This is a genomic window from Thiocapsa roseopersicina, from assembly GCF_900106925.1.
GTDB classification, from domain to species: Bacteria; Pseudomonadota; Gammaproteobacteria; order Chromatiales; family Chromatiaceae; genus Thiocapsa; species Thiocapsa roseopersicina.
Genome location: NZ_FNNZ01000005.1, coordinates 73,893 through 97,240, shown reverse-complemented (window position 1 = coordinate 97,240; position 23,348 = coordinate 73,893). Strand labels below are relative to the sequence as shown.

General features: G+C 66.4%; 18 protein-coding genes. 11 read left to right on the top strand and 7 right to left on the bottom strand.

What is annotated here, in order from left to right; translation table 11 throughout:
* Positions 1-123: 123 nt before the first annotated feature.
* The 6 genes from BLV04_RS07505 to BLV04_RS07480 form a co-directional block, all read right to left on the bottom strand.
* Positions 124-1,500 carry an O-antigen ligase family protein gene (locus BLV04_RS07505; RefSeq protein WP_093029655.1) on the bottom strand — a complete coding sequence of 459 codons (1,377 nt, stop codon included), beginning with the start codon at positions 1,498-1,500 and terminating at the stop codon, positions 124-126.
* Between the two features lie 30 nt (positions 1,501-1,530).
* Positions 1,531-2,145 (bottom strand): acyltransferase, encoded by a 615-nt coding sequence (locus BLV04_RS07500; protein ID WP_093029653.1) that lies wholly within the window; start codon positions 2,143-2,145, stop codon positions 1,531-1,533.
* Between the two features lie 40 nt (positions 2,146-2,185).
* Complete coding sequence (locus tag BLV04_RS07495; RefSeq protein WP_093029651.1) at positions 2,186-3,196, bottom strand: glycosyltransferase family 2 protein; 1,011 nt, start codon at positions 3,194-3,196, stop codon at positions 2,186-2,188.
* A complete protein-coding gene (locus BLV04_RS07490) occupies positions 3,193-4,194 on the bottom strand; it encodes a glycosyltransferase family 4 protein (protein WP_245731783.1) in 1,002 nt (333 codons plus the stop codon). The genes BLV04_RS07495 and BLV04_RS07490 overlap by 4 nt, the downstream gene beginning before the upstream one ends.
* A 446-nt stretch (positions 4,195-4,640) precedes the next feature.
* Positions 4,641-5,093, bottom strand: coding sequence for a hypothetical protein (locus BLV04_RS07485; RefSeq protein ID WP_093029647.1), 453 nt, complete (start codon positions 5,091-5,093; stop codon positions 4,641-4,643).
* Between the two features lie 33 nt (positions 5,094-5,126).
* The gene (locus BLV04_RS07480) at positions 5,127-5,519 is read right to left on the bottom strand and encodes a hypothetical protein (RefSeq protein ID WP_093029645.1); all 393 of its coding nucleotides are present in this window, start codon (positions 5,517-5,519) and stop codon (positions 5,127-5,129) included.
* 484 nt (positions 5,520-6,003) lie between these two features.
* Here BLV04_RS07480 and BLV04_RS07475 point away from each other — a divergent pair, with 484 nt between their 5' ends.
* From BLV04_RS07475 to BLV04_RS07465, 3 genes are all read left to right on the top strand, one after another.
* Positions 6,004-7,386: a sigma-54-dependent transcriptional regulator gene (locus BLV04_RS07475; RefSeq protein ID WP_175534535.1), complete on the top strand. Its 1,383-nt coding sequence runs from the start codon at positions 6,004-6,006 to the stop codon at positions 7,384-7,386.
* Positions 7,387-8,467: 1,081 nt separating this feature from the next.
* Positions 8,468-8,638, top strand: a complete 171-nt coding sequence (locus BLV04_RS24850) for a hypothetical protein (protein WP_175534534.1) — start codon at positions 8,468-8,470, stop codon at positions 8,636-8,638.
* An 87-nt stretch (positions 8,639-8,725) separates the two neighbouring features.
* Positions 8,726-9,964 carry a glucoamylase family protein gene (locus BLV04_RS07465; RefSeq protein WP_217633669.1) on the top strand — a complete coding sequence of 413 codons (1,239 nt, stop codon included), beginning with the start codon at positions 8,726-8,728 and terminating at the stop codon, positions 9,962-9,964.
* Between the two features lie 118 nt (positions 9,965-10,082).
* Here the strand turns inward: BLV04_RS07465 and BLV04_RS07460 are convergent, their stop codons facing one another.
* Positions 10,083-10,712, bottom strand: a complete 630-nt coding sequence (locus BLV04_RS07460; protein ID WP_093029636.1) for a TetR/AcrR family transcriptional regulator — start codon at positions 10,710-10,712, stop codon at positions 10,083-10,085.
* Between the two features lie 149 nt (positions 10,713-10,861).
* Here BLV04_RS07460 and BLV04_RS07455 point away from each other — a divergent pair, with 149 nt between their 5' ends.
* The 8 genes from BLV04_RS07455 (at position 10,862) to BLV04_RS07420 (ending at position 22,751) form a co-directional block, all read left to right on the top strand.
* Positions 10,862-11,953 carry an efflux RND transporter periplasmic adaptor subunit gene (locus tag BLV04_RS07455; protein ID WP_093029634.1) on the top strand — a complete coding sequence of 364 codons (1,092 nt, stop codon included), beginning with the start codon at positions 10,862-10,864 and terminating at the stop codon, positions 11,951-11,953.
* Complete coding sequence (locus BLV04_RS07450) at positions 11,950-15,012, top strand: efflux RND transporter permease subunit (RefSeq protein WP_093029632.1); 3,063 nt, start codon at positions 11,950-11,952, stop codon at positions 15,010-15,012. The genes BLV04_RS07455 and BLV04_RS07450 overlap by 4 nt, the downstream gene beginning before the upstream one ends.
* 107 nt (positions 15,013-15,119) lie before the next feature.
* Entirely contained in the window at positions 15,120-15,425 is a 306-nt protein-coding gene (locus BLV04_RS07445) for a hypothetical protein (RefSeq protein ID WP_093029630.1), read from the top strand.
* Positions 15,426-15,494: 69 nt separating this feature from the next.
* Positions 15,495-17,231 (top strand): SulP family inorganic anion transporter, encoded by a 1,737-nt coding sequence (locus tag BLV04_RS07440; protein ID WP_093029628.1) that lies wholly within the window; start codon positions 15,495-15,497, stop codon positions 17,229-17,231.
* Positions 17,232-17,352: 121 nt separating this feature from the next.
* Entirely contained in the window at positions 17,353-19,059 is a 1,707-nt protein-coding gene (locus tag BLV04_RS07435) for an ABC transporter ATP-binding protein/permease (protein ID WP_093029885.1), read from the top strand.
* Positions 19,044-19,820 (top strand): NAD(P)-dependent oxidoreductase, encoded by a 777-nt coding sequence (locus BLV04_RS07430; protein ID WP_093029626.1) that lies wholly within the window; start codon positions 19,044-19,046, stop codon positions 19,818-19,820. Before BLV04_RS07435 ends, BLV04_RS07430 begins: the two co-directional genes overlap by 16 nt.
* Complete coding sequence (locus tag BLV04_RS07425) at positions 19,817-21,490, top strand: aspartate:alanine exchanger family transporter (protein ID WP_093029624.1); 1,674 nt, start codon at positions 19,817-19,819, stop codon at positions 21,488-21,490. The genes BLV04_RS07430 and BLV04_RS07425 overlap by 4 nt, the downstream gene beginning before the upstream one ends.
* 16 nt (positions 21,491-21,506) lie before the next feature.
* Entirely contained in the window at positions 21,507-22,751 is a 1,245-nt protein-coding gene (locus tag BLV04_RS07420; protein ID WP_217633668.1) for a patatin-like phospholipase family protein, read from the top strand.
* Positions 22,752-23,348 lie beyond the last annotated feature (597 nt).

Sequence of the window (23,348 nt, the reverse complement as noted above, 5' to 3'; positions counted from 1 at the left end):
CCTGTACTGCTGCCGATGTCGGTGTCGGTCGCCCCAGATCCGTTCCGTACCGGAGTCGCCGTCCGGACGCGACCCTGGCTGCGGACCTAAGGATACATGATGCCGACGGCATCGAGAGGTGACTCATGTCATGACTCGGCGGAACCGATGGGCCGGCGTCGGCTCGGGCGGCGCGGCGGTTTCCGTGCCGATCCCTTCCACCCCGGAGTCCATATAGGCGATGCCCCAGCCGGTGATCAGGAAGAGGAGCGGAACGGTCTGCAGCCCGAGGTAGACGGTGGCGATCGAGAAGCCGATCGCCAGGTAGAGACTCGCAAGGGTAAAGGCCAACGAGCTGCCACGAGGCTCGGCCAGTGGTTGGCGCATGCCGTGCGCGGTCAGACGCACCAGCATGATCAGGATGATTGCGAGCAGGCAGGCCAGCGCGATCAGTCCGTGCATCAAGAGCAGCAGGAGATAGTAGTTATCGATCGACGGCATGCCCGGCACTTTCGGCCAAGCGGTCAGGCCCCATCCGAACCAAAGCTGTTCGGCGGCGATCTCGGAGTACTCGGTCAAGAGCTCCCAACGGTAGGCGGCCGATTCCTGGGCGACCGTTTCCGCGCCCTCGCGCCCGACCGAGACATAGTCGAGGAACCAAACCACACCGGGGATGCCGACGAAGAGGAGGATCGCAACGACGGCCCCGATCGCCGCGACCCGTTGGCGCGAGCGTCCGATCATCACCAGCATCGCCGCCAGGATGGCCCCCATCCAGGGTCCGCGCACCATCGTCATGATGACGCCGGCGAGCAGTCCGAGCGTGATGAGCCGGCCCTGACTGATCGGCAACCACGGGGCGAAGCGGGATTTCGGCTCCCAGGCGCCGCTCCATTCGAGCCAGCGCTGGATGCGGTAGCCGATCACCATCAGGATCCCGGCCAGGATGGCATGACCATAGGGGCCGGCGACCCGTGCGAAACCCCAACGAAAGGTCGTAACCCAGCGCGCCTGACCGGGAAAGAAGGGGTCCAGGATCATGCGCCAAGGCGTGGTGCCGAAGCGAAACTCGTAGACCGAGACCGCCGAGATGATGAAGAGACAGACCACCAGGGTCTTGGCGAACCGGACCCGATTCCCGGCGGGCTCGATCAGGCTTTTTGCGAAGATGTAGGGCAGCACCACCCAGGTCAGCATGTTGAACATGAGGTTCTGGGCATCGCTGTAGCCCGATGCACGGTATTCCGAGATGCTCGCGGCGAGCGCAAAGCCGTAGACCAGGAGATCCATCGCGTGGAAGCGGAAACCGGGCGTTCCGCGCGCGAAGAAGGCGACCGCCGTTCCGACGGCAGCGGCTTGACCGAAGGTCGGGTCCGGCAGCCCCGGGGCGTTCCACCGATAGTATTCCGGCAGCAGGAGCATGGTCGGGAGATAGACCATCAGGAATGCCGCGTGGGGTCCGCGGGTCAGTCCGATCCACGCCGCCAGAAGGCCCGGAATCAGCGCGATGATCGCAAGCACCGGTTCGGCTCGCTCGGGCGAGGCGGGGGCTTACCTCGACGCCTCGACCGGTCGGTCCGTCGAGGCCGACTTGACGACGCGTGCCGGGATCCCGACCGCGACCGCGCCGGCCGGGATATCCTGGGTCACGACGGCGTTGGCGCCGATCACGGCACCGTCGCCGATCGACACACCGGGCAGCACGGTGACCCCGCGCCCGATCCAGACCTGACGCCCGATGGTGATCGGGCGGCTCTCATGTCCGGACCAGCGCAGCGCTCGATCGGTCCCGGTACGATGGTTGGCATCGCGGATACCGCTGTATTCGCCGATCATGCTGCCCTCGCCGATCTGGATCCGCTCGAAGGCGACCAGATGGACCCCACGCGAGATCACCACCTCGTCGCCGATTCGGATCTCGCCCGTCCCTTGGGTCTCGAGGTAGAGGCCGGGGTAGAGATAGAGCTGCCTGCCCAAGCGGATGTTGCCGGTGCCGTGGATCTCGGGGACGCCGAGCACGACGACCGAAGGATCCAGCGGGAACCTGATCCGCTCGCGCAGACGTGTATGACTCCAAAGGCGTCCGAGGGGCTCGAGAAGCCGACGTTGCAGCCGTGCGAGGGGAGTCAGCGCGGCAACCGCGAGACCTTTGATGCCTTTGCTCATTGCGCGTCCTCCAAGGCCTCGTGCTCGACCGACATTCGGATTACTTATACTCGATCAGGCGTCTTCGGCGTCCGGCGCGCCGATCGCGGTAGTAGCTCAACTGGCCGATCAGAATCGGGATCTGCTGCAGGTGCGAGTGCACCCCGTAGAGCAGCCGTGTGACCAGGCTCGGATCCTTCCACTCCACTCGGCGTGCAGTGCGCACGATCAGGCCCAGGTAAAAGGCCACCGGCAACAGCAGCGGCCAGAGGCTCTCCTCGACGACGGCGAGCACGATCCCGCCCAGCGCGGCAAGGATCAGGATGGCCGCGTGGATTCGATTCCGACGAACCTCTGCCGACCAGAGCGGATAGTCGCTGTCCCGAAATCGCGACGCGACCTCCGCATAGGCATGGCCGGCCCGTTCGGCGCGACGCCAATACTGGTCCCAGCGGGTCATCGCCAGATCGTGCAGGGTCATGGGCTGGTCGATATGCTCGATGCGGTAACCCAGCGTGCGCAGCCGCTGGCAGAGCTCCGGCTCCTCCCCGGCAATCAGGCGCTCGTCGAAGCCGTTCACGCGCTCCAAGGCGGCGCGGCGCATGAGTGCATCTCCGCCGCAGAACTCGCTCGGTCCCGGCGGATAGATCCAATCCAGATCCAGCACCCGGTTGTAGACCGACGCCTCGGGATGCAGCTCGCGTCGGTGCCCCCAGACGACGGCGACGTTCGGATCCTTCAGCAGCGGCAGGGCGCTCGCGACGAAATCCGGATCCAGGATGGTGTCGCCATCCAGAAAGAGGATCACCGGCGCCTGTGCCGCGCGCCAGCCGGCATTACGACCGAGCGCGGCGGAGGGCCGTTGCGGATGCACCACGATCACCTGTGCTCCGAGTGCGCGGGCCCGCTCGGCGCTCCCGTCCTTGGAGTCCGAGTCCACGTAGATGATCTCGATCCTGCCGCGGACCCCGCGAATCGCCTGCACGGAACGCAGGCAGCGCATGAGGCGCGATCCTTCGTTGCGGCCGATGACGACGACTGAGAGTGCACAGCCGGATCCGTTCGGGTTCATGTCTCTACTCCATTGAAAAGACGACGATAATCGGCGATGCGCGCTGCAGCGGAGAAACGGGTCGCCAGTTGCCGGTCGCCGCCGGCGACCAGACGATTTAGTGTCTCCGCGTCCGCCGTCTGAAAGGTCGCGAGGCGGCGAGCCAGGTCGTCGGCGTCGTCGGCGCGAAAGCGCAGGCCGCTGATCCCGTCCTCGACCAAGGATCCAGCGCCGCCGCTGTCCGGGACCAGTACAGGGATCCCCGCGGCCATCGCCTCGAGGATCGCGAGCCCGAAGGGCTCGACCGGACAGAGGTGCAGCAGGAGATCGCTCCGGGCCAGCTCTCCGGGCACGTCGTCTGAAAAACCCGCGAAGGTGACGTTCGAGTGGGTCGCGCGAGCCCGATCGCGCAAGGCATCCAGATCCCAGCCCGTTCCGAGAATGCGAAACTCGAGTGAGCTCGGCCCCGCATGGCGGTCGAGCGCGTCCAGCAAGAGATCGACCCGTTTGATCGGATCGACGCGGGAGACGATCAGGACACGGCGAACGCCGGGCATCGCGAACGACGGGCGCCGCGGGCGCGAGGCGACGTCGTCCGAGCCGAGAAAATTCTCGATGACGGTGATTCGGTCGGCACGCACGCCGTTGGCGACAAGGCGCTCGCGCACATAGTCCGAGACCGCGACGAAGCGGACCCCGGTCAGGTTGAGCACCTTCTTTCGCCCGTAACTGTCGCGCTCGTCGGTACCGCCGTGCACCATGTGGATGTGCACGCCGCGCCGCCGATAAAGCGCGTTCAGGGCGACGAAGAGGAGCGAGTGGGTGACCGCCGTCGCGGCAAAGGAGACCGCGCGGTGAGCGGAGAGCTCGCGGCGCAGCACGCGGGCGAGATCCCGCGGGCTCGTGAAGGCGATGCCGGGGACGCCGCGTCGCCGCGACTCGGCAAGGACCGGGCCGGGCGGCGCGCAAAGCAGCGGATCGATCTCCGCTCCGAGACCCTCCAAAGTTGCGAGGGCCATCCGCTCCGTGCCGTAGAGGTTGCCACTGTGAAGAACGTACAAGAGCCGGGGCGTCATCGCGTTCCCCTGGTCGGGATGTCGTTTGGGGTTGTCTACGGTATTGCGATCGATTTCGAGTTCGGCTCCGTTCGAGCCGGTCGGCCGGCATCGCGCGTCGCCCCATCATCCGCGACCGGAGCCATCTCGCGAGGCCGGTCGATTCAAACTCGGCGAGCAATGCCGATCGGCGGCGCGAATAGAGCGCGGCGGGAATCCGCGTTCCGAATAGTAACAGAACGCGAACCGCGCGCCCCTGTCGGGCTGAAGTCCGACCCCGGGCCGGTTGCTCGGAGGGGATGTGGTCTTCCGGGAATCGTCTTCAAGACGGGATGGTCATGTAACCCGGCGTGGGCGGGGTCGTCGCCGACCCGGACATCCGGGCCGACTCGGGCGGGTGGACTGCCGGCTTACTGCCCCCAGCCGAACAGCAGGCTGACCTCGTCGCCGCCCGGCGCGATGGCGACGTCCGGATGGTCCGTGCGCAGGCGAATCCTCACGCCCCGATCGCTCTCGATCCAAAGATCGTCGGTGCTGACCTCCGTCTCCGAGGGGTCGGCCAGTGCCGTGACGAAGATGCCTTCGAGATCCATCAGATCGGTCAGGCCGTGGACGTCTCCTGTCACGGTCACCGTGACACCGGCCGCCCCGCCGATGCCCAAGCCGTTCACCCTGACCTCGTAGACCTCGTCGCCGTAGGTCAGAATAGCCCGTTCCAGCTTTGCGCCGGAGGCCTCTTTGAGACGGATGGGCTCGAACGCGAGCAGGCCGACGGCGCTCGGCGAGGCGCCCGAGGCGCCCGCGGCGATCAGCAGGGCGAGTGCCGCCCCGGTCCATTGCTTGATCGATTTCAACGTCATCATGGGGTTGAATCTCCCGAGTATCCGTGAGTGGGGTTATTCGGCGTAGGCGATCACGTTTTCGCCGACGACGAGGTCAAGGGTGTCCTGCCGATCGGCCGTCCGCACCACGACCACGACCTCGTCGAGGTGAGCCGGCAGCTGCAGCTCGCCGACGTAGCGGCCGTGTGCGTCGGTGAAGGCATTCTGCAGCAGCCGCATGCCGTTTGCTCCCTTGCTGTAGATGCTGAGCAGCGCCGGGTTGCCGTCGTTCAGCGTCAGGGCGATGTCCACCTCGGTCCAGCGGCCGGTCTCGTAGCGGAATCCGGGATCGGGCTGAAGCGCGTCGATGTCTGCGCGGACCGAGGCGCTATAGAGGGCTCCGGCCAAGACGAGGAGCGTCAGGCCAATGTTCACCGGCGAGATCGAACGGGGGCGGCTGAAGGTCATGGTTGCAGTCCTATGGGCAAGTTGAGAAGCGTCGATAGGAAATATGCATGTTCCGTGCCATGTTCTTTGTTGCTCATAATCATCTGTTTTACAAGATGATATCTTGCGCGAGCGCGATCCATGTGCAGGGTGTGCGCAGGCCAGGCTGCCAGATCTGCAGCGCGTCGGGGGTTGGCCCTGCCGGCGTGGCAGTCGCTTGCGGTCGGATCTCGCCGGATCGGTCGGGAGGCCATCACCGGTCTGATGAGTGACAGGCTGCTCTGCCAATTCGGCAGAGATGTCGGGGGTCTCGGCGGATCTCCGGCTCCGATGCGTCGCCCGGGGAAGCCGTATGATGTTCTCGCTCGATACGGCTCGGTCATCGGGCGAAGGAGACCCCGTGCGAACCAGGGTTCAAGCCTTCACGTACCCGAGTCGATCGCTCATGGCTCTCATCGGGTTTAGAAGCCCTTCCCTTGTTTCGATTCGGACGAAAGGATCAGTCATGACCGACCACATCCTGCTGGTGAGCACGGACAAACAGGCCCGCCTCGACATGCCGGAGGTCCTGCGTCGCTTCGGTTTTCAGGTCACCGCCGTTGGCGACGGGAGCGACGCTCGGCGCCTCTTGTCCTCCGATGTGCCGGACTTGATCCTGTTGGACGATCCTTGGCCTAAAGACGTGGGCGCCGACATGATGGAAGCCTGGGCACAGGATCTCCCGATCCTCGTCCTCTGCGGCGGGGACGGGATGGAGGCTGCCCTGCAGGCTCTGCGTCTCGGGGCGACCGAGTTTCTGGCCAAGCCGGTGGACCCGGAAGAGCTGGCCGGTGCGGCGCGACGGATCATCGACAACGTCCTTCTCTACCGGCGCGGCGAGTTCTACACCAGCGTGCTGCGGCACGAAGCCCCCAGCCTCTTGGTGGGCGAGAGTGCGCTGTTGCGGCGGCTGCTGGCCAACCTCGCGGCCGTGGCGGCGACCGAGGCGACCGTCTTGATCCTCGGCGAAAGCGGTGTCGGCAAGGAGAAGGTCGCCCAGGAGATTCATCGCCTGAGCCCGCGGGCCGAGGGTCCTTTGGTGGCGGTGGACTGTTGCTCGCTGCCCGAGACGCTGTTCGAGTCGGAGCTGTTCGGGCACGAGCGCGGCGCCTTTACGGGCGCGGCCCAGCGCAAGCCCGGGCTGATCGAGCAGGCGAAGGGCGGAACCCTTTTTCTGGACGAGATCGGCGAGATTCCGGTCCCGATCCAGGCCAAGCTGTTGCGCGTCCTGGAAACCAAGCGCTTCCGTCGTCTCGGTGCCGCCACCGACATCCAGGCCGAGGTACGGATCGTGGCCGCCACCAATCGGGACCTCGACGGGATGGCCCAGCGCGGCGAGTTCCGCCAGGATCTCTTGTATCGCCTCAATACCTTCGTGGTCTCGGTGCCGCCGTTGCGCGAACGACGCGAGGACATTCCGCCGCTCGTGCGGCACTTTCTCTCCCATCCCGGGCTATCCCAACGCATCGCCAAGCGCACAAGCGAGTCGGCCATGCAGCAGTTGGTCGCCTACGACTGGCCGGGCAACGTCCGGGAGCTGCGCAATATCGTCGAGCGGGCGATCATTCTGTCCGGCAACAAGCTGAAGATCGATTCGGAGCATCTCACCCTCGCTCGCACGCCCGCGAGCGCGCCGAGCGGCGGCGTGACGCTGACGTTCGATCACGAGCCCAGCCTCGCCGAGATCGAGCGGCGCTATCTGCAACTGCTGCTCGAGCGCCACGAAGGGCGCCGGTCGACGGTCGCGCGGGTATTGGGGATCGGCGAGCGGACGCTTTATCGGCTGCTGGCCGATTTGAAGGCGTCTTCGGAGCAGGATCAGGAGCGAGGGGTGAGGGGTGAGGGGTGAGGGGTGAGGGGTGAGGGGTGAGGGGTGAGGGGTGAGGGGTGAGGGGTGATTAAGCCGACGGCTGATAGCTTGTTGTCGCTCATTTTGTTCCACAAGAATCTCTCGGAGTTATCCGCGCCGACCTTGCCGGATTTGTCCACCGCTGTTGCAGGTGCCTGCCGACCAAACGGTCTTGGCTCGGTTCAGGCGACGCTAACGGCAGCAACCGGCCGAAGCTCGGCGTAAGTCTCGTCAGCGACTGCTCGACGCGCGTTGCGGTCACTCACGACTCTGAGTTTGGGCGCGCGCTTACGACCCCTTGCTGCCACTGGCATGACCCCAACCGGCGGAAGGTCTGCCCCAGCAACGGTCACTGGGATCGGATACGGCGATACCCTGGAGTCGACCAACAGCTGCCCCTCGTGTCATCCATTGGAGTGACCGCAGCCGGGCCTAAAGCGGCCACTGGACAGACCGAGTACGAGCGGCAGTTCTTCGGCCAAACCCGCCGGGAGCCGCGCTGCTCTTCGCGATGTTCCCGTTCACCTGGACTTCCTCATGCCGGGAAACACCGGCTCCCGGCACTCTCCAAGAGCCCCTTGACGACGGTCCGCTTCGACCACACGGTCTTCTGAGGACGCGACAAGCGGGACTCGGCGGCCTTCCTCGCCAAGACCTCCTTCGCGCCGCGCAGGCGGAGGCGGTGACCCCGCTCGAACACGACGCCTTCGCGAACGCGCTGATCGGCCGCTGCAGCAGTGCGCCTAGACGCCATAAGCCGCCTTTTCGGTCGGGGTGCGTCACGGTGGCGTTCCCGGCGGCCGCACAGGTCCACCGCCAGTGCCGTTCGCGGACGAGACTGTCGCAAGATCGGAAGCTTCAGACGATCGAGCGCGCGATCGAGGACCTGATCACGGCCTCCCGGGGCCGCGAGTAGAGGTCGATCAATCGGACCCGGACGGGGCGTTGCCTCGAGAGATGTCGCTATGTTTATGATCGAGGACTTCGACGAGATCTGCAGCCGGCGAATGGGAACGTGCCTCGGGGCCTTGAACAAAACGGTCCGCTCCTACGTCCGGTCATGTGCGCGGTAGGCGCGGGCATGAGTCTCGCAAGCATGGCTCGGGTGGCGCTCGCGATCCCAACTGCGCTGATTGGCGTAGGCTGCGGGAGCGGCTACGCGCGTCCCGGCCAGCGCTCGGCCGTCCTCGGCGACGGCGATCCGCACGGGAATGCAGATCTCGATCTTCGAGGTCGTGGGCTCTCGCCCTGACCGTCCATGAGCAACTGGTTTCCGAACGGCGACGACTTGAACCGCCAGCCGACGGAGGAGGATCTCCTCCGGCTACAGGCGACGACCTTGCTCTACTATCTGCACGAGTCGAACCCCGCCAACGGCCTGATCCGCGACAAGACGGACCCGGCCGCCCCGGCCAGCATCGCCGCGGTCGGGCTGGCACTGGGGAGCATCCCGGTGTTGATCGAACGCGCGGTGATCGCGCGCGAGTTCGCGCCGGAGCTGGTGCTGCGACCCCTGCGCTTCTTCCGCGACAGCCCGCACGGACCGCAGCCCGACGCCACCGGATACCGTGGCTTCTACTACCACTTCCTGGACATGAAGACCGGCCGCCGCGTGTGGCAGTGCGAGCTGTCGACGATCGATTCGGCCTTCCTCTTCGCCGGCATGCTCACCTGCGCCGCCTACTTCGATGCCGACACCGAAGAGGAACGGGAGATCCGTCGTCTCGTCGACGCGCTCTACGGCCGCGCCGATTGGCAGTGGGCGCTAAACGGCGGCGCCGCGGTGTCCCACGGCTGGCGTCCGGAGACCGGCTTCATCCCGCACACCTGGCGCGGCTACGACGAAGCGTTGCTGGTCTATCTGCTCGGTCTCGGCTCGCCGACCTTCCCGCTGCCGCCGGAGACCTACACGGCGTATTGCTCGACGTACCGGTGGAAGGAGATCTACGGTCGCGAGCTGCTCTACTCGGGGCCGCTGTTCACCCACCAGCTCTCGCATCTCTGGATCGACTTTCGCGGCATCCGCGACGCGTTCATGCGCGAGCACGGCAGCGATTACTTCGAGAACAGCCGCCAGGCCACTTACATCCAACAGGAATACGGGCGGCGCAATCCGCTCGAGTTCGCCGGTTATGGTGAACACTGCTGGGGCATCACGGCGACGGACGGCCCCGGCTTCGAGACGCGCCGCGTGAACGGCATCGAGCGACAGTTCTACGGCTACTACGCGCGCGGCGCGCCCTACGGTCCCGACGACGGCACCATCGCGCCGTGGGTCGTGGTGGCGTCGCTGCCGTTCGCCCCGGAGATCGTCATTCCCACCGTCCGCGCCATGGTGCAGCTCGATCTCGGCGCCGAGAAGCGCTACGGCTTCAAGCCGTCCTTCAACCAGACCTGTGCGGTGCCCGAGAGCCCGACCGGCTGGTGGGTGACGCCCTACCACTTCGGCATCGACCAGGGGCCGATCATCCTCATGATCGAGAACTACCGCACCGGCCTGATCTGGAACCTGATGCGCCGATGCCCGTACGTGGTCGCCGGATTGCGCCGCGCCGGCTTTGTGGACGGGTGGCTCTGACCAGCCGGAGAACCCGTTACCACCGTCCGGACGTCGCCGCTTTCGACAGGACCGTCGGACGTGCCCATGTCCGTCGCGAACCGCCCGGTCGAACCTGTCGTGACCGCGCCCCGGTCGATCACCGGCGCCGGTAATACTGCAGGAACATGCCGACCGTCTCCTCCACCAGGTCTTCGGCGGGGATCGCCAAGCTCTCTCGACCCAGCAGCCAGGGCCACAGCGAGAGCTCGTTGATGGCACCCATGAACTGGTGAGCCGCCAGCAACGGATTGCGGCAGTTCAGGATGCCCATGGCCGTGAGATGGGCGAGATAGCGCGTGAGCCGCTCGTTTTGCGGCTCCATGACGGCGGCGAACGCTTGCGCGATCCAGGGAAACTGGCGCGCGTCGGCCACCAGCATGCGCAGGAAGCCGAGGTACCCCGGCTGCATGTGAAGTCCCAAAATCGCGTGGGCGATCAGACGCAGCACGTCCTCGACATCCCCTTGGGTTTCGATGCCCGGCGGAAACGCCCCCTCGAGCTGGTCCGACACCCCGCGCAGCATCTCCCGGAAGATCTCCTCCTTGCTGGCGAATTGGTTGTAGAGCGTGCGCCGTGCCACGCCGGCGGCCTCGGCCAGCTCGTCCATACTGACGGCGCCGAAGCCGCGCTCCAGGAACAGGCGCTCGGCGGCCGCGACGATGGCCCCACGCGACGGGCTTCGCCGGACCCTCGGGCCGGCTTCGGTTGCTTCAACGCGAACATCCATACGAAATCCTTGTTGCACTATTTAGTGCATTTAACTATACTCATAAATGTAAGACTTGGCAAGGGCGGGCCGCTCCCGAGGCGACCCACGCTGCGGCAGCTTGCCCTTGCAGAACGCTCCCAACCTCTTTCCTGCGGACGGTCCCGGCCATGTTCAATTCTCTGCCCCTATCCAACGCTCGGATCCTGGCGGCCGCCTTCATGGCCGCAACCCTTGCGGGCTGCCAGGAGAACGTACCACCCACCGCCCAACCCCGGCCCGTGCGAACGGTCACCGTAGAGCACGGGGCGGAAGGGGAGACCGTCTCGCTGTCGGGCCAGGTCCAGGCCAAAGACCATGTCGGGCTCGCCTTTCGTTTGGACGGGCACATGACCGAGCGGCCCGTGAATGTCGGCGACGTGCTCGAGGCGGGCCAGGTCGTGGCGCGGCTCGATCCCCGGATCGAGGAGAACACGCTGCGCTCGGCGCAAGCCAACCTCGCCTCGGCCGAGGCGCTGCTCACGGAGACGCGCCTGACCTTCGAGCGGCACGAGAAGCTCTTGAAGACCGGCGCGACCTCGCGTGACGCCTACGACAAAGCCCTGCAGGCCATGTTGGGTGCCCAAGGTCAGGTCGACTCCGCTCGCGCACAGGTCGGCATCGCGCAGGAAAACCTGGGCTACACGGTCTTGTCGGCCGACGCCCCCGGTCAGGTGACCGCGGTCGGGGCCGAGCCGGGCGAGGTGGTTCGCGCCGGGCAGACGATCGTCGCGCTCGCGCGCCAAGGCGGGCGCGACGCCGTCTTCGACGTGCCCGAGCGGCTCATTCGGACCGGTCCCCGCGACCCGGTGGTGGACATCACCCTCAACGACGATCCCGAGGTAAAAGCGACCGGCCGTGTGCGCGAGCAGGCGCCCCAGGCCAATCCCGCCACCCGGACCTTCGAGGTCAAGGTCGGCCTGATCGATCCGCCCGAGGCCATGCAGCTCGGCTCCACCGTCACCGGCCGCATCCGGCTGACCGCACCCCCGGGGGTGGAGGTTCCCGCGAGCGCACTGACCGAGTCGGAGGCTGGCCCGGCGGTGTGGGTGGTCGATCCGCATGAGCGGAGCGTGTCGCTGCGCCCGGTGAAGGTCCTGCGCTACGACGTCGCGAGCGTCGTCGTCTCGGAAGGACTGGAACGCGGCGACGTCGTGGTGACCGCCGGGGTGCACGTGCTGCACCCGGGTCAGAAGGTGAGCCTTTCGGAGCCCGCCCCATGAACAGCCTCAACCTCTCGGATTGGGCGATCCGGCACCGCGCCCTGGTGACCTATTTCATGCTCCTCGTCGTGATCGCGGGGATCTGGTCATACCTGCGCCTCGGACAGAGCGAGGATCCGGACTTTACCGTCAAGACCATGGTGGTCCAGGCCGCTTGGCCGGGCGCCACGGTGGGCGACACGCTCGAGCAGATCACCGACCGCATCGAGAGCAAGCTGCAGGAAACACCGAGTCTCGATTATCTGAAGAGCTACACGACGCCCGGCCAGGCGACCGTCTTCGTTTACCTGAAGGACTCAACACCCCCAGCCGAGGTGCCCGATATCTGGTACCAGGTGCGCAAGAAGGTGGGCGATATCCGCAACACCCTCCCGCAGGGGGTCGTCGGACCCGGCTTCAACGACGAGTTCGGCGACACCTTCGGCATCGTCTACGGTTTTACCGCGGACGGCTTCACCCACCGGGAACTGCGCGACCGCGTGGTCGAGGTCCGCAAGCAGCTTCTCCAGCTCTCGGACGTCTCGAAGATCGACATCCTCGGGGCTCAGGACGAACGCGTCTATGTGGAGTTCTCCACCGAGAAGCTGGCGGGCCTCGGGCTGGACCGTTCCGCGCTGATCGCGGCCTTGCAGGCCCAGAACGCCGTGACCCCCGCGGGCGTGGTCCAGACCGGGGACGAGAAGATGCTCGTGCGGATCTCGGGTGCGTTCGAGTCGGAGCAGGACATCCTGGCCGTCAACTTCGTCGCGGACGGCCGCACCATCCGCCTGGCGGACATCGGGCGCGTCACGCGCGGCCCGGCCGATCCCGCGCAGCCGATCTTTCGCGTCAACGGACAGGACGGCATCGGGATCGCCATCGCGATGCGCACCGGCGGCGACATCCGCGCGCTCGGGCGCAACGTCGCGCAGGCCATGCGCGAGATCGCCGCGACCCTCCCCGTCGGCATCGAGCCGACGCTGGTCGCCGACCAGCCCGCTACCGTGGAGCATGCGGTGGACGAGTTCCTCAAAGCCCTCTGGGAGGCCATCGCCATCGTCCTCGTGGTCAGCTTGGTCAGCCTGGGTGCCCGCGCGGGCGCCGTGGTGGCCGTCTCCATCCCGCTCGTCCTCGCCGTGGTGTTCGCGTCCATGCTGGCGCTGGATATCGGTTTTCAGCGCATCTCGCTCGGCGCACTGATCATCGCCCTCGGCCTGCTGGTGGACGATGCCATGATCACGATCGAGGCCATGGTGACGCGCCTCGAGCGCGGCGACGACAAGACGCAGGCCGCCGCCTTCGCCTACAGCTCGACCGCCTATCCGCGGCTCACCGGTACGCTGGTGACGATCGCGGGGTTCGTCCCCATCGGCTTCGCCGCCAGCGCCGCGGGCGAGTACACCTTCACGATCTTCGCCGTCGTTGCCATCGCGCTGATCGCCTCCTGGATCGGTGCGGCCCTGTTTGCCCCCTTGCTCGGTGTGTGGATGCTCAAGAAGCCCGAGACGGCACACTCCGGGGAGCCCGGCCGGTTCATGCGCGCGTTCCGCCGCTTCCTGGCGGGGGCGATGCGCGCGCGCTGGGTCACCATCGGCGTGACGCTCGCGCTGTTCGTCGCCGCGCTTTACGGCACCCGCCTGGTGCCGCAACAGTTCTTCCCGTCCTCGGACCGGCCCGAGCTGCTGGTGGACATACAGCTGCGCGAAAACGCCTCGATCGACGCCACGCAGGACGCTTCGGCCCGGCTGGACACGTTGCTGGAAGGCGATGAAGACGTCGCGCGTTGGAGCACCTACGTGGGGCAGGGCGCGGTGCGCTTCTATCTGCCTCTGAACGTGCAGCTCCCGAACGATTTCTTCGCTCAGGCGGTCGTCGTGACCAAGGGGTTGGACGAGCGCGAGCGGGTGAAGGCGAGACTGGAGAGCGCGCTGGCGAACGACTTCCCCGGCGTGGTCGGCCGGGTCTATCCGCTGGAGCTCGGCCCGCCGGTGGGATGGCCGCTCCAGTACCGGGTGAGCGGACCGGAGCCGGAGCAGGTCCGCGCGATCGCCTTCCAGGTCGCCGAGGTCGTGGCGAACGACCCGCGCGCCCGCAACGTCAACTACAACTGGATCGAGCCGGCACGCACGGTGAGGGTCCGGGTCGACCAGGACAAGGCCCGCCAGCTGGGCTTAAGTTCTCAAGCCCTGGCCGAGGCGGTGAACGCGGCCATGTCCGGTATTACCGCCACCCAACTGCGCAGCGGCATCTATCTGGTCGATGTGTTGGTACGGGCTTCCTCCGAGCAGCGCATGTCGCCGGCGACGATCCGAACCCTGCAGGTGCCGCTGCCCAATGGGCAGAACGTCCCCTTGAGCCAGATCGCCTCGATCGACTACGGCCTGGAACATCCCATCGTCTGGCGCCGCGACCGCAAACCCACGGTGACCGTTCAGGCCGACGTCGCGCCCGGTACGCAAGCCGCCACGGCGGCTCAGGCGCTGGCACCTCGGATCGACGCGCTCGCCGAGCATCTGCCGCCCGGGTACCGCATCGCCGTCGGCGGAAGCGTGGAGGAAAGCACCAAGGCGCAGGTGTCGGTCGCACTGGCCGTGCCGCTGATGCTGGTCCTGACGTTCACGGTGCTGATGATCCAGCTGCAGAGCTTCAACAGCCTCTTGCTGGTGCTCAGCGTCGCCCCGCTGGGGCTCATCGGGGTCGTCGCCGCACTGCTCCTCTCGGGCAAGCCACTCGGCTTCGTGGCGATCCTGGGCGTGCTCGCTCTGACCGGCATGATCATCCGCAACTCGGTGATCCTCATCGACCAGATCGAGAAGGAAAAGGCGCAGGGGCTCAATCCTTGGGACGCGGTCATCGAGGCCACCGCGAAGCGCTTCCGACCGATCCTGCTGACCGCGTCCGCCGCCATCCTCGGCATGATCCCGATTGCGCCGACCGTCTTCTGGGGTCCGATGGCCTACGCGATCATGGGCGGCCTGGCGGTGGCGACGGTGCTGACGCTGGTCTTCCTGCCGGCGCTCTACGTGGCCTGGTTCCGTATCCAACCGGAGGCTTCCGCCAGTGCCGCGGCCGCGGCATAGGGTGTCTGCGGGGCAGGGAAGCCATGCCCCCGCCGAAAACCGCCGCGTCTCCGCGGCACGGATCTGCACTTTATCGTGAACCGCAAACCGCTCAATGGGAGGTCACAATGATCGACGAATCGAAGACGGAGGATCAAGGGATCGCCGTGGTACTGATGGAGCGCTTCGAGCGCTGGACGCTGCCGCTCTTGCTGGACATGGAGGAGAGAGTGAACCGCGGGGAAACGCTGGGCCGCTTCGACATCGACTTCCTCGCCGAGGTGCTGAAAGACGCCCAAGCGATCAAGCCGCGCGTGGACCGGTTATCCGAGTATCAGCCCCTGTACACGCGCGTCGTCGCCCTGTGCGAGGAGATCACCGAGAAAGGACTGAAAAACGAGCAGGCCGGGAACGGGTTCGGCACACCCGACTAGGTGCCTGCAAAAGGGCAGTCGACCTTCTCTCGCGACCTCGCTCCCGCAAACGCGCCTCGGAGACCGACGATGGCTGTGCCCGAGCAACATGACAATCGCATCCGCCGACTCGTGGGCCGAGTCGCCCCCGGTCTCGACGCCTTTTCCCGCTACCGGGTGTCGTGGCTGCCCGGCGACATCGCGGCGGGTCTGTCGGTGGCGGCCGTTGCCCTGCCGGTGGGCATCGCCTATGCCGATCTGGCGGGTGTGCCCCCGGTTATCGGCATCTACGCGGCCATCTTTCCGCTGTTCGCCTATGCGCTGTTCGGCTCGTCGCGCCAGCTGATCATCGGCCCCGATGCGGCGACCTGCATGATGCTGGCCGCCGCACTCGGGCCGCTCGCCGGCGGGGACCCCGAGTACTATCGGGCGCTTGTGATCGTCATGAGCCTGATCGTCGGACTCATCTATGTCGTCATGGGTGTGGCGCGGCTGGGTTTCATCGCCGGTTTTTTGTCTCGGCCGATCCTCGTGGGCTATCTGAACGGCATCGCCCTGCTCATCATCGTCGGTCAGATGGGCAAGCTCTTCGGCATTTCGGTCGCGGCCGACGACTTCTTCCCGCAGCTGTTGGAGACCTTGGCAAAGCTCGGCGATGCCCACCTGCCGACCGTGACGCTGGGCATGACCCTGCTGATCGGGCTGGCCGCGCTTCGCCGCTTTTTGCCAGGGGTGCCCGCCGCTTTGGTGGTCGTCGTCGTGGGCATCGGTCTTTCGGCCGGACTCAATCTGCAGCAGCTGGGCGTCGCGGTCGTCGGCAGCGTGCCGGCCGGGCTGCCGGAGCTCTTCCACATCCCGATTCTCCCCGTCGAGGACTACCCCACACTCGTGCGCGATGCGGCCGGCCTGGTCCTGGTGAGCTTCACCGGCGGCATCCTCACGGCGAAGAGCTTTGCGCAGCGCAATCGCTACGAGATCGACCCGGATCGGGAACTCATCGCCTTCGGCGCGGGCAACATCGTCTCGGGGCTCGCGCAGGGCTTCCCGGTGACCGGGACGGATTCCCGAACCGCGGTCAACGATGCCATGGGCGGCAAGAGCCAGCTGGTGGGGGTCGTGGCCGGCGGGGTCATGCTCTTGAGCCTGTTCTTTCTCACCGAGCCGTTGGCCTATGTACCGACCACGGCCCTGGCCGCGGTCATCGTCGTCGCGGCCGTGGGCCTGTTCGATGTTGCGACGCTGCGCGAGCTGTCTGCCATGAGCCGGGTCGAGCTCGGCTTTTCGCTCGGAACCACCCTCGGCGTGCTGGTGCTGGGGGTGCTGCCGGGCGTCCTGCTGGCCGTGGTGCTGTCCCTGCTCTTGTTGCTGATGCTCACGTCCCGGCCGACCGACGCGGTCTTGGGTCGCGTGCCGGGCATGAAAGGGTATCACCACCGCAAGGACTATCCCGAGGCCCGGACCCTACCGGGTCTGCTCCTGTATCGCTTCAACGCCGATCTGGTGTTCTTCAACGTCGATTACTTCAAGGCTCGGCTGCTCGCCGCCATCGCCGCATCCGAGACACCCGTGGAATGGGTGGTGATCGATGCCAGCCCGATCAACGTCATCGACAGTACCGCGTTGAAGCAGGTCGAGCAGCTGATCGACGAGCTCGCCGCCAGGGGGGTCGTGTTCGCCGTCGCGCGCCGCAAGCATGCGGTCCGGCGCTTGTTCGAAGCCTCCTGGGTGGACGTGCGCAGGGAGCTGACCGACGCGTCCAACTACCCGACCCTGACATCGGCGGTGGACGCCTTCAACGCCCGTAGTCGGCGGGATGCCGAGGGGTGAAGCCCCGCGCGTTGCCCTGAATGCGCCGGGGTGTTGAGCCAGTCTCGACGGCCGGTGCGCGCCGCACGCTCGGGCCATGCCTGTTGCCCGGACCATCGATCTCGCCCGAGGCCATCGCGTCATGAATAAGCAACGGAATCCGGACAGGCAGACCGCAGCTCATTTCGGCCGCGCGGTCGGAGACTTTGCCGGCTCCGAGGTGGGCGGCAGGGCCAAATGGATGTTCGCCGCGCTGCTCCTACTGCTGTTCGGGATCAACGGCATGAACGTCCTCAACAGCTACGTCAACCGAGACTTCATGACGGCGATCGCGGACCGTCAGGAGGCCGAATTCATCCGCCAGGCCCTGTTCTACATCGCGGTATTCGCGGGCTCGACACTCCTCTCGGTGATCTCCCGCTTCACCGAGGAGCGGCTCGCCCTGTTGTGGCGGGAGTTCGTGACGGGACGGGCCATTCGGCGGTACCTGACCGACGGGGCCTACTACCGGCTGGACATGTCCAGGCAACTGACCAACCCGGACCAGCGGATCGCGGAGGACGTGCGCGCGTTTACCGTCACCACCCTGTCCTTTGTGCTCATGATGCTCAGCAGCAGTTTCACCGTGGTGGCGTTTTCCGGGGTGCTCTGGTCGATCAGCCCGCTGCTCTTCCTGGTCGCCGTGCTGTATGCCGCTACCGGCTCGCTGTTGACGATTGTCCTTGGCCGTCCGCTGGTCGGACTCAACTACGATCAGTCGGACAGAGAGGCGAATTTCCGCTCCGGCCTCATCCACGTCCGGGAGCACGCCGAATCGGCGATGATGGCCCGTTCCGAGGATCGGCTCGAGGAGAGCCTGCGGGATCGCCTGGCCTCATTGGTGGGCAACTTGCGCCGGATCATCGGCATCAACCGGAACCTGGGCTTCTTCACCACGGGCTACAACTGGATGATCCAGATCATTCCGGCGCTGATCATCGCCCCGGCCTTCATCGACGGCCGGGTCGAGTTCGGGGTGATCACCCAGTCGGCGATGGCCTTTGCGACCCTTGTGGCCGCCTTTTCCCTGATCATCAGCCAGTTCCAGTCCATTTCCAGCTTCGCCGCCGCGGTCGCCCGGCTGGAGTCGCTGGTGGAGGCCATAGAGGCGCCCGAAAGCATCCCCGGTCCGGCCCTGTCGACCCGGGAGGAGGCCGAGCGCCTGGCCTACGAGGGACTCGGTCTGCGTTCGCCCGAAGACGGCCGGCCGTTGCTCAGGGACCTGTCGGTTTCGGTCCCTTTCGGCACCAGGGTGTTGGTTGGCGGTGTGGACCAGGCCGCGAGCCTGGCCCTGTTCCGGGCCACCGCGGGTCTGCGCGTGGAAGGAGAAGGACGCATTGTCCGACCGCGGGCCGACGACCTCTTGTGCCTCGCCGAGCGGCCTTACCTACCGCCGGGCACCTTGCGCCAAGCCCTGGTGCGTACGGCGATGGAAGGCCAGGTTTCCGACGAGCGGATTCTCGGACTGCTCCGCCGATTCGCTCTTCAGTCGGTCCCGGCGCGGGCAGGAGGGCTCGACACGCCGCAGGAGTGGTCGACGCTGCTTTCGCTGAGCGAGCAGCAGCTGCTCGCCGTCGTCCGCGTCATCCTCGCCGCACCGCGCTTCGCGATCCTGGATCGTCCGGAAACCGCCCTGAGCGAGGAGCGGCTGCAAGGGGTTCTCGAGGCGCTTTCCGAGGCATCGATCACCTATCTCTGCTTCGGGAGATCCGACGTCCCGCAAGGGCTCTTCGACGCGATCCTCGACATCCACGCGGACGGCAGCTGGACCTGGACCCTACAGGAGGGTACCGCATGTCTCGTATCATGATCTTTGGTGCAACGGGATCCCTAGGTCGCCATGTGCTTCGCCAGGGGTTGGCCGCGGGGCACCAGGTCACTGTCTTCGTCCGCACCCCGTCGAGGCTGCCGCTCGAGACTCTCGAGACTCCGACTCAGGTCTCGGTGCACCAAGGCGATCTCGGCACGCTCGCGCCCCTTGAGATCGCGCAGCTCATCGAAGGACAGGATGTGCTCGTCAATTGCGCTGGCCACGTCACGGACGGCCAAACCTTCGTCGACATTATCGACCGGCTCGTCACCGCCGTGGAGTCACTGCCGAGGGCCGCGCAGCCCGTCTGCTGGTTCCTCGCGGGGGCGGCGCTCCTGGATATCGACGAATCCGGCCGCAGAGGCATCGAGCTGCCCCGACTCAAGTCGATTTACTGGCCACACGGAGTCAATTTCGAGCGCATCGGTCGGTCGGGCCTGGACTGGCGGCTTCTCTGTCCGGGGCCCATGGTGGAAGAGTCCGCTCTTGGATTGAACAGACTGCGGATCTCCCTGGATCGTTTGCCGGTTGCGGTTCCGACGTTTGCTCGCGCACTCCCTGGCCCATTGTTCCTCCCGATCTTTGCGTACTTGATCCCGCAGATGATCGTGCCGTACGCCGATGCAGCAGCCCTCATGCTGGCCAACCTCGATCCCGGCAATGCCATGTCACGGCACCGCGTCGGGCTCGCGCTGCCGCTCGGCATGCGAGGCAAGAAGGCGCAGTGGGTGACCAAACCAGGAAATGTGAATCAGGCATGACCATCGATGTCTTTGGGTTGCTCGGCGACAACCCGATCCTATTGATCTTCACGGTCATCGGCCTCGGTTATCTGGTCGCCAAGATCCGGATCGCCGACGTCCCCGCGGGACCGGTCATCGGCGTCCTGCTCGTGGGCCTGCTGTTCGGGCATCTCGGATTCGCGGCACCGCCGGGGGCGAGCGCCTTCGGGTTCGCCTTATTCATCTTCTCGGTCGGCATCCAGGCCGGACCCAGTTTCTTCAGCGCCTTCGCGGCCGATGGCGCGAGGTACGTAACCCTGGCCTGCGTGGTGGCGGTCACGGCCGTTGCTTTGAGCCTCGTCCTTGCCCGGTTCATGGGGCTCGAGTACGGGTTCGGCGCCGGAATGCTCGCCGGTGCCCTCACGAGCACGCCGACCCTCGCCGGCGCTCAGGATGCCGTCAGAAGCGGCCTGGGGAGCTTGCCGGAGGCGGTCTCGCAGGCCAAGGCGCTGGAGAACATCGGCGTCGGATACGCCATCACCTATGTCTTCGGGACCCTGGGCATCATCCTCGTCGCGCGCTTCGTTCCGCGCATCGCCGGCATCGATCTGCCTGCCGAGGCGGCCAAGCTGGAGCGCGAGCGCGGACTGCGGCGTGAGCGCCGCCGCGGCCACGGGGGTAGCCTGCCGATCGTCCGTGCCTACCGTCTACCGACGGACATGGCGGGAAAGACGGTAGCGCAGGTCGCTGTGCAAACCGGGCACCTTCAAGGCAAGGTGCTCCGGATCAAGCGCGGTTCCGCGCTCTTGGAAAGTGCACCGGACCTGGTGCTCGAAGCGGGCGACCTGGTCTCGGTCATCGCCGGCATCGGCGTGCACGAGGGCGCGCGGGGAAAGGACGCCGAAGAGGTCCTGGATCCGGATCTGCTGAACTACCGGGTGACCACCCGCGAGATCGTCGTGACCGATGTCAAGGTCGTCGGCAGGACCCTGAAGGATCTCGACCTGCCGAGCGCTTACGGCTGCTTCGCCACGGGGCTTACGCGCGCGTCGATCGATCTGCTCGTCGACCCCGACCTGCCCTTGCAGAAGGGCGATCGCCTCGAAGTCGTGGGGGAGAAGGACAATCTGCACCGCCTGGCCGAAACGGTCGGATTCGTCGAGCAGGACCTCGAGAAGACGGACCTCGCCACCTTCGCGTTCGGCATGATCGCCGGCACCGTGCTTGGCCTGGTCACGTTGACACTGGGCGAGGTCTCGATCGGTCTCGGAACGGCGGGCGGACTGCTCGTCGTCGGGATCATGATCGGCTACCTCGGGTCGGTCATGCCCACGTTCGGGCAGGTCCCCGCGGCGGCCCGCTATGTGTTGATGGAGCTCGGGCTGATGCTCTTCATGGCCGGTGTCGGACTGAATGCCGGCGGCGGCATCGTCGCGGCACTGGCCTCTGTCGGACCCCTCGTCATCCTCGGCGGCGGTCTCGTGACCCTGCTGCCGCCGCTGATGGCCTATCTCGTCGGACGCCGTCTGCTGCGCATGAACCCGGCCCTTCTGCTCGGCTCCATCACCGGCGCCATGACCAGCACGCCTGCCCTGAATGTCGTCACCGAGGCGGCACGCTCCGGCGTGCCGGCCCTGGGGTACGCCGGCACCTACACCTTCGCCAACGTCCTGCTCACGTTCGCCGGTGCCCTGATGATGCGTCTGTAGCCTTGGAGTGAAGAGCATGCGCGAGCCCCCGACGCGATATCCGAGGCGAATCCCGGTCGTCCGAGCCTGGTGGCCCTTGATCCTGCTGATGGCGCTTCTGCAGGCGTGCACCACCGGGCCCGCGCGCAACGCCGTACCCGACGGCCAAGCGCAGACGGCCGGTATCCCTGGGATCGAGCGCGCCAGGGCGTGGGGTGACGATCCGCCGCTCTGGCTGGATCCGTCGCTCTTCGCGCTGTCCGATGCCGAGGTGCGGGCGGAATTCCCCGGCATCTATGGCCGGCCGCACGACTATCTCGCGATCTCCGGCGGCGGCTCCGACGGGGCCTTCGGTGCCGGACTGCTCAACGGCTGGACCGCCGCCGGGACCCGCCCGGAATTTACGATCGTCACCGGAATCAGCACGGGAGCACTGATCGCACCTTTCGCCTTCCTCGGCCCCGAGTACGACGCCGCGCTCAGGGGGTTCTACACCCGGTACGCGACCAAGGATCTCCTGCGCAAGCGCTCCTGGATCGAGATCCTCGGCACGGAGTCCATCGCCGATACCGCGCCGCTGCGGGACAAGATCACCGAGCTCATCACACCCGAGGTCCTCGAGCGGATCGCCGCGGAGGGCCGCCGGGGACGCCGGCTCTTCATCGGGACCGTCAACCTCGATCAGGCGCGCCCGGTCGTGTGGGACATCACCGAGATCGCCGCGAGCGGGCAGCCCGGTACGCCCGAGTTGATCCGCGACATCATGCTCGCCTCCGCCTCCGCCTCCGCCTCCGCCTCGGTCCCCGGTGCCTTCCCGCCGGTGCACATCGCGGTCGAGGGTGCCGATGGTCGGCGCTACGAGGAAATGCACGTCGATGGTGGCACCGCCACGCAGGTCTTCCTCTATCCCCTTGGCCTGGACTGGAAGCGGGTACTGCGCAAACTCGAGGTCCCCGGCACGCCGAAGGTCTACGTCGTGCGCAACTCCAAGATCATGCTCGACCCCGAGGCGGTTCCGCGCCGGCTGCCGGCGATCGCCGAGCGCTCGATCTCCTCGCTGATCCGCACCCAGGGCATCGGGGACATGTATCGGATGTTCCTCGGGGCGAAGCGCGACGGCCTCGACTACAACCTGGCCAGCGTGCCGGAGGACTTCCCGGGGAAATCCGCGGAGCCGTTCGATCCGGTCTACATGAGCGCCCTCTACGACCTCGGCTACCGCCTGGCCAGGGCGGGCTATCCGTGGGCCAAGACCCCACCCGGAACCGTCGTGACCGAGTGACCATGGCGAGTACGCCGTCACTCGAGGCTGCCGCGCGCGAGGGCGATCTCGGACTACTCGTCGTCCGGATCGTTGTCGACTATCTCGGCTCGGTAATGCCACCTTCTGGCGGTTACGGCGGTTTGTCGCGAGCGGCTTGACCCGCCTTCCGCTTCCAATTGCTTGACCGGCTGCTTGTACAGACACACCTGACGTTCGTCCCGAACGAACGAGCGTCGGCAACGGGTGGGGACTTGTCACTCGATGAAGCGCGATCGACTTTCCGCTATCAGGATGGACCCGTCGCTCGCTTGCGGTCGATGGGAGACGGCTCCTGGGACAACTGAGTCGCTCTCCGAGAAAACCGCAAGCGGCGGCAATGCGTCCGGACCGGTCGCCCATGACGAGGCGCCCAGTGGCAGATCCGGGTCGATTTCAACCCTTGCGAATACCCCTTGGACGTTGTCGCATCATGGGATAGCTGGCTGATGGCGAGGTGGGCGAATTCTGGAAGTTCGTTACGAAATAGTTTTGGAAACAACACGCGGCTGACGGGTGGGGGCAGGCGGCAGGCTGCGGGCCTTTGGCGAATGGGCATCCGCGAAACCGGGAGGCCCA